Annotated in this window: 12 protein-coding genes; 11 read left to right on the top strand and 1 reads right to left on the bottom strand. The window is 65.5% G+C overall.

Annotated elements, in window-relative coordinates; genetic code table 11:
• Window positions 1-15 precede the first annotated feature (15 nt).
• Window positions 16-1,338 (bottom strand): MFS transporter, encoded by a 1,323-nt coding sequence (locus tag KF688_16130; GenBank protein MBX3427207.1) that lies wholly within the window; start codon window positions 1,336-1,338, stop codon window positions 16-18.
• 264 nt (window positions 1,339-1,602) lie between these two features.
• Between KF688_16130 and KF688_16125 the strand changes: the two genes are divergently transcribed.
• The 11 genes from KF688_16125 to KF688_16075 all read left to right on the top strand — a co-directional run bounded on the left by KF688_16125 (window position 1,603) and on the right by KF688_16075 (window position 18,469).
• Window positions 1,603-2,613, top strand: a complete 1,011-nt coding sequence (locus KF688_16125) for a LacI family DNA-binding transcriptional regulator (protein ID MBX3427206.1) — start codon at window positions 1,603-1,605, stop codon at window positions 2,611-2,613.
• A 488-nt stretch (window positions 2,614-3,101) separates the two neighbouring features.
• Window positions 3,102-3,758: a PEP-CTERM sorting domain-containing protein gene (locus tag KF688_16120; GenBank protein MBX3427205.1), complete on the top strand. Its 657-nt coding sequence runs from the start codon at window positions 3,102-3,104 to the stop codon at window positions 3,756-3,758.
• A 319-nt stretch (window positions 3,759-4,077) separates the two neighbouring features.
• Entirely contained in the window at window positions 4,078-5,319 is a 1,242-nt protein-coding gene (locus tag KF688_16115; GenBank protein MBX3427204.1) for a PEP-CTERM sorting domain-containing protein, read from the top strand.
• Between the two features lie 136 nt (window positions 5,320-5,455).
• Complete coding sequence (locus KF688_16110; GenBank protein ID MBX3427203.1) at window positions 5,456-6,517, top strand: DUF1559 domain-containing protein; 1,062 nt, start codon at window positions 5,456-5,458, stop codon at window positions 6,515-6,517.
• A gap of 69 nt (window positions 6,518-6,586) precedes the next feature.
• Window positions 6,587-7,066 carry a hypothetical protein gene (locus KF688_16105; GenBank protein MBX3427202.1) on the top strand — a complete coding sequence of 160 codons (480 nt, stop codon included), beginning with the start codon at window positions 6,587-6,589 and terminating at the stop codon, window positions 7,064-7,066.
• 69 nt (window positions 7,067-7,135) lie between these two features.
• Window positions 7,136-8,821: a family 16 glycosylhydrolase gene (locus tag KF688_16100; protein MBX3427201.1), complete on the top strand. Its 1,686-nt coding sequence runs from the start codon at window positions 7,136-7,138 to the stop codon at window positions 8,819-8,821.
• Entirely contained in the window at window positions 8,818-11,235 is a 2,418-nt protein-coding gene (locus KF688_16095) for a glycoside hydrolase family 3 C-terminal domain-containing protein (GenBank protein MBX3427200.1), read from the top strand. Before KF688_16100 ends, KF688_16095 begins: the two co-directional genes overlap by 4 nt.
• A gap of 492 nt (window positions 11,236-11,727) precedes the next feature.
• Window positions 11,728-12,477: a hypothetical protein gene (locus KF688_16090; protein ID MBX3427199.1), complete on the top strand. Its 750-nt coding sequence runs from the start codon at window positions 11,728-11,730 to the stop codon at window positions 12,475-12,477.
• A gap of 341 nt (window positions 12,478-12,818) precedes the next feature.
• Window positions 12,819-15,401, top strand: a complete 2,583-nt coding sequence (locus KF688_16085) for a DUF2339 domain-containing protein (GenBank protein MBX3427198.1) — start codon at window positions 12,819-12,821, stop codon at window positions 15,399-15,401.
• Entirely contained in the window at window positions 15,398-16,930 is a 1,533-nt protein-coding gene (locus KF688_16080; protein MBX3427197.1) for a DUF3999 family protein, read from the top strand. The genes KF688_16085 and KF688_16080 overlap by 4 nt, the downstream gene beginning before the upstream one ends.
• Before the next feature lie 339 nt (window positions 16,931-17,269).
• Window positions 17,270-18,469, top strand: a complete 1,200-nt coding sequence (locus KF688_16075) for a hypothetical protein (GenBank protein MBX3427196.1) — start codon at window positions 17,270-17,272, stop codon at window positions 18,467-18,469.
• Window positions 18,470-18,741: the final 272 nt, after the last annotated feature.

Here is an 18,741-nt window from a genome sequence, read left to right as displayed (position 1 = left end):
TGCGGCGAGCGCAACTCAGACCGTCGACGATTCGCCTTGCGCTTCGCGTCGCTCGCCGGCAGGCTGCGCTTCGCCGCGCGGGCGCAACGACTTCCAGACGCTGACGTAAATGATCCCGGCCGCGACGCTCATCGCGGCCGGGACGAGCCAAAACTCCGACCAGCGATACGGAGGGGGCGACTCCCCCGCAGGAGTCAGGAACCGCGTCTGAGCCAACCCCATGGCGAAAGCGCCGAGCAGGTTCCCCGCCCCCGTCGAAGCGCCGGTGAACAGCCCTTGCGCGACTCCGCGATACGCTTCACCTGCCAATTTGTCGACGATCATCACGCCGACGACGAACACGAACACGAAGCACGGACCGTGAACGACGATGGCCGCGTAAACGGGCCAGTCGCCGGCCAGCCGACTTCCCCCGGCCAACAGCCCGTAGCGAACGGCCCAGGCGGCGATCCCTGCGGCGAAGAGCGCTCGCAGTCCGACCCGCGCCACGAGCCATGGCGTTGCGAACAGGCATACGACGTCGGAGACCTGCCCCATGGTCATCAGCGCCGCCGGGTTGGGGAATCCGCGCTGGTTGAGGTACAGGTTGGCGTAGCTGTTGTAAGCGACGCTCGACAGACAGGCGAACACGGAAGCAATAAGAAACATCGCCAGCGGACGCCCCACCCCCGTTGCGCCGCCGGAGACCGAAGTGGCCGTGATCGCCATGCTTGGTTGACGCTGCGGCGGAGGGGTCGCGGGCAATGCGAGGGCGAAGATCGCCAGAAGCAGGCTGCTGGCCGCCCCGATCGCCAGCGGGATTCGCGTCGCCTCGATCGAGACGCCCGTCGCCCACGGCCACCCCATGCCGACGAACAACCCCGCCGCAATCCAGCCGAGCGTCCCGGCCACGCGAACGACGGGATACTCGGCCTGGGAATTGCGAAGATTCCTGAGCCCGATCGCATTGGTCATCGCAATGGCCGGGAAGAGACAGTGGAAATACGCCAGCAGCCACAACAAAAACGTCCACTCGCTGCGGCTTTGATGCATCCCCCAATTCGCCGCGGCGCAGCCGAGTTGCGTGACGGCCAAGAGTCGCCGGGCGGAAAAGTACCGATCGCTGAGGATTCCGACGATGGCCGGTGACAGGAGGCTGCCGATGGCGCCCGCTGCGGAGCTGTATCCGATGAATCCTGCCGAGAAGATGGCGGCCCCCTCCTCGCCCGTGTTCGCGGCGATGTACGTCCCCACGGTCACCGCCCAGGCGCCGAAGGACCAATACTGGAGGAACATCATCGCCGAGAGACGCAACATCAGCCCCAAGGACGAACGATGCTCGGGTTCGGCGTGGGGCATGAACAAGGCGGCTTCGAGCGATGAGTCAGCGGCGACAGCCTCGGCAGAATCGGCCGTTGCGAGAGGACCGCCGGTTTGCCGCGGGCCAGCGGCCCTGACGCCCGGTATGCCCTCGCAAAGCCCCAGAGTGACAGAAGTCGAGGACTTCGTCATCTGGCCGGAACCCAAAGAGGATTGACTTTGCCGGAGCGGGAGGCCAGGATACAGATAAGAAACTGTTTCACTGGCTATTTCCTCGGGTTTTTCATGTCATCGATCCGCCGAGTGGCAGAAGACGCAGGCGTTTCCATCGCCACGGTTTCGCGTGTGGTCAACGGCAGCGGTTCGGTGACCCCGGAATTGCGGGACCGGGTCATGGCCTCGGTCGCTCGTTGCGGTTATTCACCCACCGTGGGTCGAAAATCGCAAGGCTGCATCGCCCTGGTCTACACGGGCCAGTTTACGGCCGGCTCCCCCTACGACGCGGCCTGCTTCGACGGCATGATTGCCGCCATGCAGGACTCCCCCTTCGACTTGCAGATCGTCCATTTGCGGCGGGACAAACGGGCCGACGAAACGTTCGCTCAGTTCTTTATGCGCAAGGGGATCGAAGGGGCGATCATCCGCTGCACGGCGGCCGAGCGGGACTTGGTCGCTCAGATGGCCGAAGAGGACTTCCCGTTGGTCGTCCTGGGAGACCATTTCGACGCCCCGCAGTTGAGGTTCGTCTACAACGACTCCCGGGCGGCGAGCTTGGAGGCCGTCGAGTATCTCGTCTCCCTGGGCCATCGGCGAATCGCTTTTGCGTCGAGCGAGCGCGAAGACGGCGACCACCTCGATCGGTACCGATCGTACCGCGAGGTGCTGCAATCGCACGATTTGTACGACGAGCGCTTCGTCTTCAAATTGCCGGCTCGGCAAGAGGACGGCACCCAACTGATGCGGAAGGTGATCAGCCTCCCTTCCCCCCCGACGGCCGTGTTCATTGCCGACCCGTTGGTGGCGGTCGGGGCGATCAACGAGGCCCACAGCTTGGGGGTCCTGATCCCCGAGACGATCTCGATCGTGGGATTCGACGACGCCGACATTCGCAACACGGTCTTTCCGGAAATGACTGCGGTCTGTCAGGACTCGCGCGAGCTGGGTCGCCGGGCGTTCGAGTTCGTTGCGGAGACGGCTGCCGCGAATCCGCTGGCTCGGAACATGACGCTGCGGGGAGAGGCCTGGCTGGAGATCCATCGTACGGCCGGGCCTGCTCCGACGGCGTCCCGCCGGCCGGCCACGAGCGAACGCTGAGCGAGGGCCTCGATTCTGCAGTCTCGCGGTCGTGCTCCCCCGTTCTTCGCAAGGCAAGTGGTGTCGCAGCGCGAGTTCCGATTTCACGAATTCTGCCGATTTTCCCGGAATTGACTTGACGCCGGGCTCTTAGATCGTCAATATAGTAACTGTTACAGAACGTTTTCTTTTCACTTGCGATTCTCACTCGTCTTGCTCTCCGAGCCCGCGTCGCTCGAAATCCTTTGTTGCGTTCGCACCCGCGATCGGTTCGTCAAAGTTCATCGGGTGAGGCGTCGAGCCAAGCTCGCGGTTCCTTTGTTTCCGTAACTCGTCTTTTCTCTGCTCCTTTCCCACGAAGTCTTGGATTTCGTTGCTCCGCTGCGATCCGAGCGACGGAACTGCTGGGCGCTGGTTTCAAGAACTGTCTGGCGAGAAGAGTCGGCCCGTTCCATGGGCATTCGTTCGTCGCGTTGTTGTTTTGTCGTAGTCCCTCTGGAGAAACGCTCATGCTGTCAACACTGAGAAAGCCAAGTCCGACCCGCGCGGCGTCGGTCGCAATCGCTCTGAGCGCGATCGTGATCGCCTGCTGCTCGCAGGCCAATGCAAACCAGTTTGCGAATCCGAGCTTTGAAGACCCCATCACCTACGACGGCCCTCCGTTCGTCGGCTCTTGGGAAGGCTTTTCCGGGGGCGCCGCCGGCACCTCGACCTTGGTCAGCACGGTGATGCCCCGCACGGGCGCCTCGCACATCGACCTGACCCTGGGCGGCCCTAACAGCTTTGCCGGCGTGTTCCAGGACGTGCCGGTGACCGGCGGCAGCACATGGAGTTTCATGGGCTGGCACAAGGCGGTCGGCAGCAACACCAACGTAGGCCCCGAGGTCCGTATCGAGTGGCGCGACGACACGAGCGAGATCGGTCGAACTCCCAATCTGGTCCCCGCGCTGACTTCCGACTACACGATGTTCAACCTCGTCGCGACGGCGCCCGCCGGGGCGACGATCGCACGGGCCGTCTATGCCGGACAAACGTTTTCCACCGGAGGAAGCGGGACGTTGTTCATCGACGACTTCTCGTTCAAGGTCCCCGAGCCGGGCAGCGTGCTGCTGGCGGGAATCGGTTTGATCGGCGTGGTCCGCTTCGCTCGTCGTCGCCGGGCCTGATTGAACAGGATAGCGAGCTCGCACGGCCGGCCTGCTTCGTCGGCCGTGCGAGTCGGTCTGAGTCGCTGCAAGCCCGTCCAGGACGGCGCTTGCAGGTATCGGGAATCGCGACGCCGCACGCAGCGAAGATTGACGCTGGGGGCGGTGCGGCGTCGCGTTCTCGTCATCGAGCGCCACGCGGACGGGGCTGCGGTCCGCGACCCACCGTCCAGGGCGCCTCGTGGCCTTGTTTCTGCTGCCGAGTCAACAATTCTGTTCGCGTCGCCGAGCTCGTCCATCGAGGTTCGAGGCGGCTTTGCATGAGAGGGAGAACGTCGATATGGCCCCCGGTTTCCACATGATGAAGTGCGCGAGCCTGCTCGCGCTCTCCGCCGCCGCGATCTGGCTCGGCCCCGCAAATCCGCAGCGAGTCGCCGCCGCCAACGCCACCGTGCTCGACACCGACATGAACGCCGACGGTCTGGGCTTCGGGCTGACCGACGTCTTCGCGTTCGGCGCCTTCGGCAACGACGACACCGCGGTGTATCGCGGCAATCACATCCTCGTGCAGACCCAGAATACGGGCGCCGGATCGGGCGCCGGGATCTCAATTCCGGTCTCCAACGGCGAGAACGGCATCGACGTCACGTTCGACGGCCCCACGAATATGGACCAAAACGACGACCCGCCGAACACGACCCCGCCGAACTCGGTTTTCGCGACGATCGGCAACACGGCGGTCTCCGACCCGCTTCACGGCAACGTCGCCAAATTGCAAAACGGCAACGTGCTGCGATACTCGATGTGGGTCCGCGAGGATCCTAACAACCCGATCACGGCGGCGCCGCAAATTGAACCTGTGCTGAAGTTCGAGTTCTGGAAGCAGGCGCTCAGCACGTCCGCCGACACGAACGGCGGACAACTTCAACCGCTCTGGGGCGACAAGATCGTCGACACCGATCAACACCTCGGACAAGGGATCTGGATCGACGTCAACAAGAACGGCTCGGTGATCGATCCCTTCGCGGCAAGCGAAGGACGCATCCGAACGGTCACGACGACCGCGTGGACGCGGATCGAGGTCACTTACACGGTGAACGACTCCGACTGGTTCGGCATCGGCGACGACGTCTACACCGTCGCCGACGTCGAGGAGGTGCGAGCCGTGATGTTCTGGGGCGATTTCGCCGGGGGCGCGGTGAGCGGCAGCTTGTGGTTCGACAATGCGCTGGTCGAGGTGTTCGCCAACGCCGGGGCCGTGACGCCCAATACGAACCCTGACCCGGCGTTGAGCGAAATGCCGGTCGCCGACTTCAACTCCAGCGGCGGCGTCGACGGCACGGACTTTTTGATCTGGCAGCGAGGTTTCGGCACGACTTCCGGAGCGACGACCGCCATGGGGGACTCCGACTACGACGGCGACGTCGACGGGGTCGATCTCGGGTTCTGGAAGACGCAATACGGCACGGGCGTCGGGCCGGCAGTCGCGACGATTGGCGCCGTCCCCGAACCGACGACGATTTCGCTCCTGCTGTTGGCCCTGTTGTCGGGCGCGGGACGACTCGTCCGTTCGCGCAGCTAATCTTGGTCGCCGCACGGCGCGAACCGGTTCGTCGGTTCGCGCCGCGCGAGGCCCGCTTTACAGGATTCCCTTCTTAGGTCGCCGAACCGGCGTGCTTGCCGCGACGACGTCCTCATCACAGGAAACGACGCACGTGATGAAGCCCTTCTCCCGCCCCGCTCGTTCCTTAGGCCAGCGACCGGCGTTCACGTTGGTCGAGTTGCTGGTCGTCATCGCGATCATCGGCGTGCTGGTGGCCCTGCTGCTGCCGGCCGTCCAGGCTGCTCGGGAAGCGGCCCGACGGATGTCGTGCGCCAACAACGTGAAGAACGTGGCATTGGCCGTGCAAAATCATCACGATTCCAAGCGGCGTCTGCCGTTCGGCATCAACTACAACACGAGCTACGGACGCGAACAATATCGCTTGCCGGGGGGCGGCGTCGAGGAAGCCACCCCTTCTAAATACGTGTCCGGCCGGAACACCAACGGCAAAGGGTGGATCGTCGACGTGCTGCCGCAACTCGAACAGCAGGCGATGTACGACGGACTCAAGCCCGGCTTCGACAATCCGGGCGCCGATATGCGATTCATCGCAACTGCCACGAACGGCCGCGGGATGGGCAGGCCTGAAATTCGCCAATTCCTCGACGATCAGCTTCCCGTGCTGACCTGTCCCTCGGATTCCTCCGCGACTCCCCGCCTGGGCAACTACCACTGGGAGCAAGTCACGACGGCGGTCACCAGTTACAAGGGAGTCGTCGGCGACACGGCTCTCGGCGAGGTCTTCGGCGCCGGCGGCTTGTGGAGCAACAGCACCTACGGAAGCGTTCCCGACTGCTTCGAGACGCTCGGCTGCAACGGACTGTTCTGGAAGATGAGCTACTACGAGCCGATCAACTTCAAGCAGATTTCCGACGGACTGAGCAACACGCTCATGATCGGCGAGGCGGTCGCTGATCAGGACCTGCATGCGATGGCGTATTTCTCCGACGGCGACTGGGCCTCCTGCAACATGCAGCTCAACTACTTCCTGCTGGGGGATCCCGAGCTCGTGCGACAACAGTGGTACGACGTTCGCGGGTTCCGCAGCCTGCACCCCGGGGGCGTCCACTTCGCCATGGCCGACGCCTCGGTACAATTCCTTAGCGAAGGAATCGATCACCAACTGTATCGCGCGCTCTCGACCCGCAACGGGGGCGAGGTCGCCAATCTGCCGTAATCTGCAGCGCCACCCGCCGAGCGGGCGCGCTGCGTCGCCTTCTCATCGCGAACAAGGACCCTGCCCATCATGCCACACGTCGGCGTTCGTCGAGTGAATTTGCGCCTTCTGACCGCTCTGGGCCGTCGATCGGCCGCGTTCTCGCTGGTGCTGACGACCTTCGTCGGCTGCGGGGGGCTCCCGGCCTCGGTCTCGGGAGTCGTTACGCTCGACGGCAAGCCGCTGGAACGGGGCGTGGTCGGATTCGCGCCGACCGCCGGGGGACCACGCGCCGCCGGCGCCATCCAGAGCGACGGCAGCTACACGCTGCGGACGAATCGCGAATCCGGGCTCGCCGTCGGCGAGTACGTCGTTACGGTCGTCGCGCGCGAGCCTGGCGAAACACCGGCCGGCGGCGGTCCCCCGATGCCGGGGGCATTTATCACGCCGCGCCACTATGCCGTCGAAGGGACCTCTGGGCTGCGATACACGGTCGAGAGGGGCTCGAACACGATCAATATTGAACTGACCGCCAAGAACTCGCCGACGACCGCCGCGAATGGGCGCTGACCAATCGGCAGCGTTCCCTCGGCCGCAGCGACTCGCCCCTGACTTGCCGCCCCTCCCGAGCCAGCCGCCATGCATTTCCCCTGTTCACGACCGCCGCGCTGCAGCCCCGGCAAGAATCTTCGCCGCTGGCGGACTGTCTTCGCCGTGCTCACGACGCTCGGACTGGGGACTAGTTCAACCCCGGCCGCGCCTCCCGGATGGGTTCCGACCTGGAGCGACGAATTCGACGGCACGACGCTCGATACGACGAAGTGGGATCCGATCCTCTGGCTCACCCCCTACAACAACGAACGGCAGGCCTACCACCCGTCGCGCGTTACGGTGGCCGACGGCCATCTCGTGCTGACGGCCGACAACACGCCGCTGGGAGGCAAGGCGTATACCTCCGGCAAGGTTGAGAGCAAGATCACGCAGCAGTTCGGGCGTTGGGAGATTCGAGCCAAACTGCCGGGGACCCGCGGCACGTGGCCCGCGATTTGGCTGCTGCCCGATACGACCGTGCATGGCTGGCCGACGCAGGGCGAGATCGACATCCTCGAAAATCGCGGCACCGAGCCCCATCTCACGAGCAGCGCGTACCACTACGGCGGCAGCGTCGCCGCTCACCAGTACAAGTGGGGCCAGCAGCGGACCAGCGTGAACGGGGTCTTGTCGAACTACCACAACGACTTTCACGTCTACGCCGTGGAGTGGGACGCGGACAAGCTGCGATTCTTCGTCGACGACGTGAACTACTTGACGCTTCACAATCAGGACGTCGGCGGATTCCTCAGTTCGACGACTGCGGAAATGGAAACGGTGCTCAACGTTGCGGTCGGCGGCGATTTTCTGGGGACCGCACAGCCCAACAGCTCGAGCGTTTGGCCGCAGCAAATGCTGGTCGACTATGTCCGCGTGTATGAGCGGGCTGAGAATCCCCCGCCGGTCGTCTTTCGGAATCCTGGGTTCGACGAGGCGGGAGGAGGACTGGCCGGTTGGAGCACGTTCGGCAACACGCTGGCCGCCAATCCCAACGTGCAAGTTGCGGCCGAAGCGCACCTCGACGGAAGCGGCTCCCTGAAATTATTCGGCCAGTCCATCATCCAGGAGAACTACTCCGGCGTCTCGCAAGGGATCACCGTGGTCGCGGGCAATCGGGTCGAGGCCGACGTGAACGCCTTCATCCGCTCGGGCGACAGCATCGTCGGCACCAACAACGACGCCTTGCTCAAGATCGAGTTCTATCGCAAGTTCGGCGGGAAGTACGGCTCGGCCGACATGATCAGCGAGCTGGTGCAGACGGTCGCCGACGGCTCCTCGCCGCAGGACGTGTGGCTTCCGCGCTCGTTGTCGACCGTGGCGCCAAACGAAGCGGTCGAAGCGCGAGTCGTGTTGCTGTTCCGCCAGCGCAACAACGGCTCCGGCGCCGTTCACTTTGACGAGGTGCGGTTCGAGAATCTCGATTTGGCCATGCCCGCCGACGCCAACGGCGACGGCACGATCGACGGGGCCGACTTTCTGCAGTGGCAGCGCGGCTACGGTTCGACGGACGCGACGGCGCCGGCAGTCGGCGACTTCAATTTCGACGGCCGCACCGACGGCGGCGATCTGGCCCTGTGGCACGGACAATTTGGCGGACCGGCGCCGGTCGGCGCGGCGGCGAGCGCCGTCGTGGCCGAACCCTCGACCGCGGTCTTGGCGATCGCCGCCTTAATCGGAATTTACGAAACACGCCTGCTTCTTTCGCGGCACACGGTCCGCGCGGCCGGACCATGAAGAGAACCATTCGTGCCGGCGGGATCGGTCCCGTCGCCCTGTCGGGAACCGCCGTATTCGGGATCTTGCTCGTCGCGGCCGCGCGAACGCCTGCCGACGAGTCGCCCACGGGACCGGCGCGCCCCGCCTCGACGGTGACGACGAACGCGCCGGCGCGGGCGGAACGGCTTGTGCCGCGGCGCGGAGAGCGGCCGGCGCCGCCGGCGGCTGACGCGACCGTCGCCGAAATCGACGGGTTCGTCGAGCGGCTGATCGCCGAGATGACCCTCGTCGAGAAGATCGGCCAGATGCGACAGGCGTTCCCGCCCGGACCGCCGCTGACGCCGGACTTTCGGGACCAGATTCGTCGGGGCGAACTGGGGTCGATCTTCTACGCCGGCGACGAACAGCAAGTTCGTCAGGCCCAACGGATCGCCGTCGAGGAATCGCGACTCGGCGTGCCGCTGATCGTGGGGCGCGACGTCATCCATGGGTTTCGCACCGTGGCGCCAATCCCGCTGGGGCAAGCCGCGACCTGGAACGAGGAACTGGTCGAGCAAGCGGCCGCCGTCGCTGCGCACGAGTCGCGCCGCGCGGGGATCCATTGGACCTTCGCGCCGATGGTCGACGTCGCCCGCGACCCGCGGTGGGGTCGGATCGCCGAGGGCTTGGGCGAAGATCCCGTGGTCGCGAGTCGGCTCGGCGCCGCCATGGTGCGCGGGCTGCAGCAGCCCGACGGCGGAACCCTGGCCGACGGCATCGCCGCCTGCCCGAAGCACTTCGTGGCCTACGGACTGGCCGAGGGGGGGCGGGACTACAACAGCGTGATGGTCTCCCGCAGCGAGTTGCGAAACGTGTTCCTGCAGCCGTTTCAGGCCTGCATCGACGCCGGGGCCGTGACCCTGATGTCCGCCTTCAACACCGTCAACGGCGTCCCGGCCACGGGCCATAAACGCCTGTTGCGCGGGGTCCTCAAGCACGAGTGGGGCTTTCACGGGTTCGTGGTCAGTGACTGGGGGTCGGTTGCCGAAATGACCGTCCACGGCTTCACCGCCGACGACCGCGGGGCGGCCGAGGCGGCCGTCCGGGCCGGGGTCGACATGGAGATGAGTTCGGATTGCTTCGCCGACCATTTAGAAACGCTGACGACCTCCGGCGCCGTTGACGAAGACCGCCTGAACGAGTCGGTCGCGAGGATCTTGCGAGCCAAGGTCCGGCTCGGACTGTTCACGCAACCGTACGCCGCCGCGGACAAGCCGGCGCTGCTCAACGAGCGGCATCGTCGCATCGCCCAGCAGGCCGCCCTGGAAAGTCTCGTGCTGCTGAAGAACGAGCGACGCACCTTGCCGCTCGACGGCACGAAGCTCAAGCGAGTCGCGGTCGTCGGACCGCTGGCCGAGGCGCCGCTCGACCAACTGGGGACCTGGACGCTCGACGGCCGAGCGGAGGATTCCGTCACCCCGCTGGCCGCGCTGAAGAGTTCGTTGGGGCCGGGGGTCGAAGTCGTCCATGTTCCCTGCACGGCGAGCAAATACGGCCCCAGCGACGCCGAGATCGCCGCAGCGGCCGAGGCGGCCCGCACCGCCGACGTCGTAATTGCTCTGGTGGGCGAGGAGGCGGCCCTGAGCGGCGAGGCGCATTGTCGCACGACGCTCGATCTGCCGGGGTCGCAGCGCGAACTGATCGAGGCCCTGACCGCGACGGACGCCCCGGTCGTTATGGTTGTGCTGTCCGGGCGGCCGCTAGCGATCGGGCGCGAGTGCGACGTCGTCGACGCGGTGCTCTACGCGTGGCACCCGGGGACGATGGGGGGCGCGGCGATCGCCGAGGTGCTGCTGGGGGCCGAGAGCCCCTCGGGCAAATTGCCGATCTCGTTTCCGAAATCCGTCGGGCAGGTTCCGCTGTACTACAACCACTTGGCGACGGGACGGCCGGCGGCGCCTGGATACCGTCCGCCGACGCTCGCCGCCGTGGCCGACCTGGACAACGACACCCGCTACCGTTCGCACTACGTCGACAGCGATCCGTTTCCGCTGTTCCCGTTCGGGTACGGGATGTCCTATACGGAATTCGCGTACGACGGGCTCGAACTGTCGCGGCCGAGCATCGCCGCGGGGCAGACGCTCGCGGTCCGGGCGCGGGTGACGAACGTGGGCGATCGCCCCGGGACCGAAGTCGTCCAGCTCTACGTGCGCGACGTCGCCGCCAGCATCGCGCGGCCGGTGCGCGAGCTGAAGGACTTCCGCCGGCTCACGCTGGCGCCCGGCGAATCGCAAGTCGTCGAGTTCGCCCTCAGCGGACCGCAACTGGGGTTCTTCAACGAGGACGAACAGTTCCTCATCGAACCGGGCGAGTTTCGCCTGGGAGTCGGGGGGGACTCGCGCGTGGAGCTGTCGGCGAACATTCAACTTGTGCCTGGCGGGAAGGGCGAGTGATCGGCAACAAGCGTGAGGGGCGGAACGGGGCGCTGTTGGCCAGAATTTGGTCAGACCTTCGCTCCCTGCACGGTGTCGCAGCTGTCTCGCATCAGTCGGCATAGGACGTAAACTCCGCTACCAATGCGACTTGGGCTCGTTGCCCCGCCGAGTCGACCCTCAGAAATCGAGCAACCAAGCTTGGTGTGGGAGGGCCGTTTGGCTGAGGGAATACCGCTCGGAACTGGCCAGATACTCTTGTTTTTGTTGATTTTTTGCGATTCAGATACCAAAATCTGCAACTGGCGACCTTACTTATCCAGCCCGCTCGCACGGGCCAACTTTTCTGCGTTCGTCAATCTCGATCTGCAAGCAACCGCCATTCGACTCCTCCCCGCAACTGCCAACGACGCGTTCTTGCGAACTGAATGACGAGGTCGCCCCTCAGGGGAACCGAGTCGCGACAGACCGCTGAACGTCGCATGGCGCTGAGTACTGCAAGGAAACACTCCTATGATTCGTGCATCCGTGGTCGCATGTACGCTCGTCCTGGCGGGTAGCCAGATCGCTTTCGGAACGTTGTACTCCGGCAACGGCAACAGCGGGTTTGGGGGAACGGTCGGCGGCAGCTCGCTTGTGATTACCGACGACGGAGTGAACGTCTACTTCTCGTTCAGTCGGGGCGGCGGGAACCTCAACGATGCGTTGGTGCTTTACCTGGACACGACGGCCGGCGGATTCAGTAGTACGAGTTCGTTCACCGACTCGGGCGACGGGCTGAGAAACGCTATTAGCGGCACGAACAATTCGGGCGGAACGCGTACGACGGTTAATTTTGCGACTGGGATGACCGCCGACTACGCGATTGCCTTCGACGCCGGGTTCGGAGGTTTGTGGTCGCTGACCTCCGGTGGATCGCACGGATTCGTCAACAGCGTGGGGCTGAGTCCTACAGGCAACTCGGGAGCCTCAACACACACTTTCAGCACTTCGATGGCCTCGATCGGCCTCGTCCCCGGCGGCGCCATGCGTTTCGTGGGGACTTATATTTCGACGACTGCGTGGCGCTCGGACGAGGCTTACGGAGCGGGCGTCGGTGTCGGCAATCCTGGGGATAGCGGCACGATCAGCTTCACCAACTTTCATACCTACACGGCCGTTCCCGAGGCTTCGTCCTTCCTCTTCGCTGGTGCAATCGCGGCGCTGGCATTTTCCCGCCGTTCCGCACGAAGCAAGTTCGCTCGGTTCATTGCGCGGGGTTGAGTTCGCAATGCGGCAGTGTCGTATGCCCGTTCTGAATCGCGATTCGTCGCGCGAGGTCGGGTAGCGGCTAGACTTTGTGAACTCGAATAATTCGAGGAACTCGGGATTTCGAACTCCGGTGAGTGGGAACAACCCACAAGATCTGCATCGACAAGGCCGTTGCTCCTCCCAATTGGCGGGCTCGTCGTCGCTCTCCGGCACCCTCCTCTCAGGCCTGCTTGTCCCCGCATCGCCAAGGGTGGATAATCCACCCCTGAGCTAGCTTGCTCCTGATCTCGCAGTCGCTCGTTCTCGGGCGTCGGCAGGAGCGAGTTGGCCTCCGGGCCTGGGGGAGGCGCGCGATGGACGATTTGTTTTCCTTGCTCGTCCTGCTGGCCGTCATCGGCGGCCTGATCGGTGCGATTGTGATCGCCCCGCTCAAGCTGCTCGCCGGGTTGCGGGAACTGCAGCGCGGTCAGGATGCGATGGCCGGGCAGTTGCGACGGGCGTTGGAACGGCTGGAGCGGGTCGCTCCGGACGAGCGAGCCGACGACGAAGGGGCGCGGCGTGCAGCAGCCGCCGAGGCGCCTCGGCTCGCGACAAGAGCCCCCTTCGATGAACCCCGCGCGACGGCCGAGGCCGAGGAACCCCTCCGCGGCGTCGGCCCGACTCCGCCCGAGCCGACGCTCGCTTCGGCTGCCGGCGAACGGGCGTCCGCGGTTCCGCCGCGGCCGGTCCCGGCGTCGACGTTCGCCGCGTCCGCAGAGCCTGGCGCGACAAAGCGCCCGCTCCCCCCGCCGCGCGAGCTGAGCCGGTTCGAGGTCGCCGCGCGCGAGGCGCTCGAGAAGATTTGGAACTGGATCGTCGTCGGCGAAGAGCATCGCCCCCAAGGGGTGTCGATGGAGTTCGCGGTGGCGAGCCAATGGCTGCTGCGGATCGGCGTGCTGGTGCTGGTCGTGGGCGTGGGGTTCTTTTTGAAGTACTCGATCGATCACGGCTGGCTCGGCCCGCAGGCTCGCGTGGCGCTGTCGACCCTGACCGGTTTCGCGATGCTGATTGCCGGGACGCGCATCTTGGGGCGGCGCTATCACTTGTTGGGGCAGGGGCTGCTCGGCGCGGGGCTGGCGACGCTGTACTTCACCGTCTACGCCGCGGCGAACCTGTTCCAACTGATCGGCCAAGGGCCCGCGTTCGGATTGATGGGACTGGTCACCGCGCTGGCCGGCGGGGTCGCCGTGCGGTTCGACTCGATGTTGGTCGCCGTGCTGGGGATCATCGGCGGGTATTTGACGCCGCTTATGCTCGGCTCGGGGCCGCCGAACCTGCCGGTGTTGCTCGGGTACCTGCTGGTCTTGGGGATCGGCGTGCTGGCGGTCTGTTACTGGAAGAACTGGCCGCTGGTGAACTTGCTCAGCTTTCTGGGGACCTACGGACTGACGATCGCGGCGCTGGAGGGCGCGACCACGCGGCCCTTTGGCGACGTCTTTCCCTTCCTCGTCGGGTTCTTCATCCTGTTCTCGACGATGACGTTCTTGTACAAGCTGGTCCGGCACGCGCCGGCCAACTTGCTCGACCTGCTGGCGCTGGTCGCCAACGCGGGAACGTTCTTCATCCTCGGCGGCGGGCTGGTGGACGAGCGGTTCGGCCGCCGATGGGTCGCCGTGCTCGCGGTGGCGCTGGCGGCGTTTTACGTCGCTCACGCTTGGCATTTCCTGCGGCGCAAATTCGTCGATCGCAACCTGCTAATCTCGTTCATCAGCCTAGCGGCGTTTTTCTCGGCGGTGGCGATGCCCCTGGCGTTGTCGCGGCAGTGGATCACCGCGAGTTGGGCGATTCAGGCCGTCGTCTTCCTGTGGGCCGCCGATCGGCTGGGGAGCCAGTTCGTGCGGCAGCTTGGTTACCTGCTGTTCGCCGTGGTGCTGGGCCGGTTTCTGCTGCTCGATTTGTCCCGCGAGTTTCTTCCGGGCAGGGTCGCGCTGCGCGACCTGCCGTGGCAAGACTACGTCCGGGCGCTGGCGGAGCGAGTCGTCGCGTTCGGGATCCCGGTCGGCTGCTTCGGCCTGGCGTATCGGATGCTGCCGCGCCCGACGGCCGAGTCCGCAACGACGACGGAGGCCGTGGGCGCCCCGCCCGTCGCTGCGGCCAACGACGTTCCCGCGTGGGTTCCGACGACCGCCGCTGGTCGCGGTCTGCTGGCCGCGGCGGCCGTCGCCTTGGGAGGGTATCTGTTCCTGGAGCTCAACCGGACGGTCGGGTTTTTCTACCCGCCGGCTCGGCTGCCGGTGCTGACCGTGCTGTTGGCGGCTTTGGGAGGGCTCGTCCTGACGGCTGCGCTCGCGTGGGAGTCAAAGTTCCTGCAGTCGGCGCTTGTGGCAATCGCCGGCCTGCTCGTCGCCAAGCTAGCCCTGTTCGATCTCCCGTCGTGGCGCACTTCGACTTGGTTCCTGTACGACGGCGAATACTCGTTCCGCGATGCGGCGATGCGCGCGATCGACTTTGCGGCCATCGTCGGCTATCTCGGCGGGGCGTACGCGCTGCTGGCCGGACGCCGGTCGGCCGCCAAGATCCGCACAGTCCTGGGAGGCGCGGGGCTGGCGATGCTGTTCGTTTATCTGACGCTCGAAGTCAACACGTTCCTGCGCAGCTACATGGACGGCCTGCGTCCGGGGGGCGTGTCGATCTTGTGGTCGCTGTTCGCCCTGGCGCTGATCGGCCGGGGGATCGCTCGCAACGTCGCCGGCCTGCGCTACCTGGGTTTGGGTTTGTTCGCGGTCGTTTCATGGAAGGTGTTTTTCGTCGATCTCGCGCAGCTCGACCAGTTCTACCGGATCGTCGCGTTCGTGGTGCTCGGCGTGTTGCTCATCGCCGGGTCGTTCGTGTATCTCAAGTACCGTGAGACGTTCCAACTGGCCAAGCGCGGAGCTTCGCCGGAGGACGAAACGTGAGACGAACTATGGAGGCGACCGTGTTCCGCTCAATCGTTCTGTCCGAATGCTCGCCGCCCGTTGCGCGCGTCGCGCACCGAGCGGCGAGTCTGTCGGCTCGAATCGGTGCGTCGTTGCGCCCCGTGCGGTTCGGCGGCGCGTCGGTCCTGTTGGCCGGGGCGACGGCGATCGCCGCCACCGCTGCGCATCAAGCCGCGGCGATTCCGCTCCGTTTTGCTCAACCGATCGCGTTCGCCCAGCCGCTCGACCGGGAGGAACTGATTCAGATCGATCTGCCAGACGAGGCCTACGCCGAACTCAACGAAGGCATGCCCGATCTCCGCGTGCTCGACTCCGACGACGCCGAGGTCGCCATGGTCCTCCGCCGGGCGACAATCACCCGCGACAAGGTCGAGCGCAGCTCCTGGCCCGCCCCGAAACCCGTCGTCGTTCTGACCGACGACGGCGGCGCCGAGATCGCGTTCGAGATCGACGAGCGCGACCCCGCGCCCCACGGATTGCGGATCGTCTCGCCGCTGGTCGATTTCGAGCGGCGGATCGAGGTCGACTCTTCGGCCGACGACGCCGAGTGGATCCCGCGGGTCGAAAACGGCCTGCTCTACGACTACTCGCAACTCATCGACGCCCGCGACGACTCGTTGCGACTGGCCGAGCTTCCCGAGGGAGTCGTGCATCGCCGGTTTCGCATCGTGGTGAAGGAAGTCACGCAGGAGCAACAATCGCAACTGATGGAGCTCACCCGCAAGCTTCGCAGCGGCGACGAGGCGGAGCGGACCGAAAGCGTGTTGGTGCGCCGGACCCCGTTTCGCATCGACCGGATTGAATTGTGGCGCGAAACCGTCCGTCAACGCGCCGAAGGCCCCCGGCTGGCCGACTACGCGGTCGACTTTCAAGTCGACGAACTGAACGACGACCAGCAGCGCTCCATCGTCATGGTCTCGACGAAGCGGCAGCCGATCTCGTCGCTGGAACTGGTCGTTGCGGATCGCAACTTTAGCCGCACCGTTCGCGTCGAGGCCGAAAGCGAACGCCCCGGGAGCGCCGTTGCATGGCGCTCGATTGCTCAGGGAGTTCTCTCCCGACTGGAGTTTCGTGACCTGCGCCGGCAGCACGTCCGCATCGAGTTTCCTGAAACGCGCTCCAAGCGGCTGCGCGTAATTGTCGAGAATCGCGACAGCCCGCCGCTGAACCTGACGGGCGTCACGGCCCGCGGACCCGCGTACGAGGCGATCTTCTTGGGCCAGCCGCAGGGGGCGTACCGACTTGCGTACGGCAACCCCGAGGTCGAACAGCCCCGCTACGACGCCGCGGCGATCGATGCGCTGCTGGCGGCGGACGTGAAGCCGGTCGTGGCGACGCTCGGCCCGATCGCCCCGCTGGCCGAGGTTGCCGAGAAACCGCAGTCGCTCTTGCTACGACTGCTCGACAGCGGCCTGTTCCTCGCCCTCGCCACAGGCGTGCTCGTCGTGCTGCTGGCTTTCGGGCTGTATCGGGCGATGCAAAGAGTCGATCAGCTCCCGCGGGAGTAGATTTCTGACGCCAGCGCTTTGTCAGTTCGGGTTTTTTGGACCGTGCCAAAGCGCTAGGCGGAAGGACATGCCTGCTCCCCCAACCGAATCACTCGGGAGTCGAGACCGCACAGCCGCCGGTGTGCGGTCTCGACTCGCGCACTCACGTGGAACGCAAGGTCGATCTCCTCAGAGCCCCTGACTTTGGAGGCATCCCGCGGTTTGGCTCGTCGATTGCACCGATGCGCAGGGAACCCTGCTTGCGTCGCCAAGAAGCGCGGTCGCGGCAGCCTTTCCGCCGAGTCCGCTATCGGAGCCATTGCCTTGTCCCCCTCCGCGTTTCCTCCGGTTTTGATCGGCTTGACGTACCTCTCGGCGGCAACTCTGGCGACGGGGGACGGCGCGATCTCTCAGCCGCGCAGCGTCGCGACCGGCGCGGTCGCCGCCGTCGACGGCGTGTCCGCGACGAAATCCTCGGCAGCGGAATCGTCTCGGCCCGCAATGACCGACAAGGTCGGCAACCCGATGCCGGGGACCGTCGACTCGAAGCTTCTCACGCAAGTGCGGCGGGTGTTGGATGCATACTATCGCCACCCGCTCAACACGCGCGACGACGCCCCGTGGTCGGTCCTGCATTGGTCGATCGCATACGGCGTCGAGGCGACCGTGCGTTCCGGGGGACCGGACGGCGAACCGGTGACGGCGATCGGCTGGCTATGCTTCAACTATCCCTCGGCCGGCATGCAGTTGATGACTCCGGTCGCTTCGGGAATAGAGCTGCCGGTCGGGCCGGGCAGGCAGGGGCATGACGGGCAGTTCCTGGCGATGCTCGCCCAGTCGCGCGTCAAGCGCGACTATGAGCTGCGCGTGGGCGAGCGCACGCTGGTCGTGGCGGACCTCGTCGAACACGAGAAGCGGACCTGCCGCTCGGGACGTGAATTGACGTTCAAACTCATCGGGCTGGCTCATTACGAGGAGTTGGACGCAACCTGGAAGAACCAGCAGGGCGAACCATGGTCGATCGAACGGCTCCTGCGCGAGGAGTTGCAAGAACCGATTGATCGAACTGCGACGTGCGGGGGACTTCATCGGTTGTACGCCATCTCTTCGGCCGCCGACCGCCGGGAAGTCTCGGGGAAACCGCTCGCCGAGCCGTGGCGAACGGCGCGGGAGCGGACCCGCACGTACCAGCGCCGAGCGTTCGAAATGCAGAACGCCGACGGCAGTTTCAGCACGGCCTGGCTCGACTCGCGCGAGAGTCGCGCCGATGCGACTCGCCGGTTGACGACCAGCGGGCATATTCTCGAGTGGCTGGTCATGTCGCTGCCGGCCGAGCAACTCGACGACAAGCGGCTCGAACGAGGACTGGCCTATGTGGCGGGCCTGTTGGAAGGGAAGGAGAAAACCGACTGGCATCGCGGAGCCTTGGGGCATGCGCTTCACGCCCTGGCTGTGTACGAGTGGCGCGTCGGCGGCGACCAGCCCCGCGAACGACGAGCGAGTTCGACGACGACGACGGAAGGCGGGGACCCGAACTCGGCTCGGCAGGCTACGCCTTGAACTCAGTCGTCGCGGCGTGACAACGCGGGAAGTCGGGTCGAATTGCCGCAAGACACTTCCCTAAGTCCGCAACCGCGCAGATGCTGACGACTCTCGTCGCCGGGGACAGCATAGCGGGCTCTGAGACCGAAGACAGCAATTCTGCCGGAAGCAGCCGCGTTTTCGAGGCGTCGGGGCCCGATCTCGATCCGGAGCTTTCGCACTGGGGCTGCGCGGGCTCGCTTCGGCGCCCAGGCCGTCCTCTCGCTCAGGAACGAACGGGGAGTTATCCT

The organism is Pirellulales bacterium (assembly GCA_019636345.1).
Taxonomy (GTDB): Bacteria; Planctomycetota; Planctomycetia; order Pirellulales; family Lacipirellulaceae.
The sequence above is the reverse complement of the archived record's forward strand: the minus strand, read 5'-3'. Positions and strand labels throughout refer to the sequence as shown.

Coding starts and splice junctions, on each gene's coding strand:
- KF688_16130 (MBX3427207.1), bottom strand. CDS start 1,338: ATGCCCCACGCCGAACCCGAGCATCGTTCGTCCTTGGGGCTGATGTTG.
- KF688_16120 (MBX3427205.1), top strand. CDS start 3,102: ATGCTGTCAACACTGAGAAAGCCAAGTCCGACCCGCGCGGCGTCGGTC.
- KF688_16115 (MBX3427204.1), top strand. CDS start 4,078: ATGGCCCCCGGTTTCCACATGATGAAGTGCGCGAGCCTGCTCGCGCTC.
- KF688_16110 (MBX3427203.1), top strand. CDS start 5,456: ATGAAGCCCTTCTCCCGCCCCGCTCGTTCCTTAGGCCAGCGACCGGCG.
- KF688_16105 (MBX3427202.1), top strand. CDS start 6,587: ATGCCACACGTCGGCGTTCGTCGAGTGAATTTGCGCCTTCTGACCGCT.
- KF688_16100 (MBX3427201.1), top strand. CDS start 7,136: ATGCATTTCCCCTGTTCACGACCGCCGCGCTGCAGCCCCGGCAAGAAT.
- KF688_16095 (MBX3427200.1), top strand. CDS start 8,818: ATGAAGAGAACCATTCGTGCCGGCGGGATCGGTCCCGTCGCCCTGTCG.
- KF688_16090 (MBX3427199.1), top strand. CDS start 11,728: ATGATTCGTGCATCCGTGGTCGCATGTACGCTCGTCCTGGCGGGTAGC.
- KF688_16085 (MBX3427198.1), top strand. CDS start 12,819: ATGGACGATTTGTTTTCCTTGCTCGTCCTGCTGGCCGTCATCGGCGGC.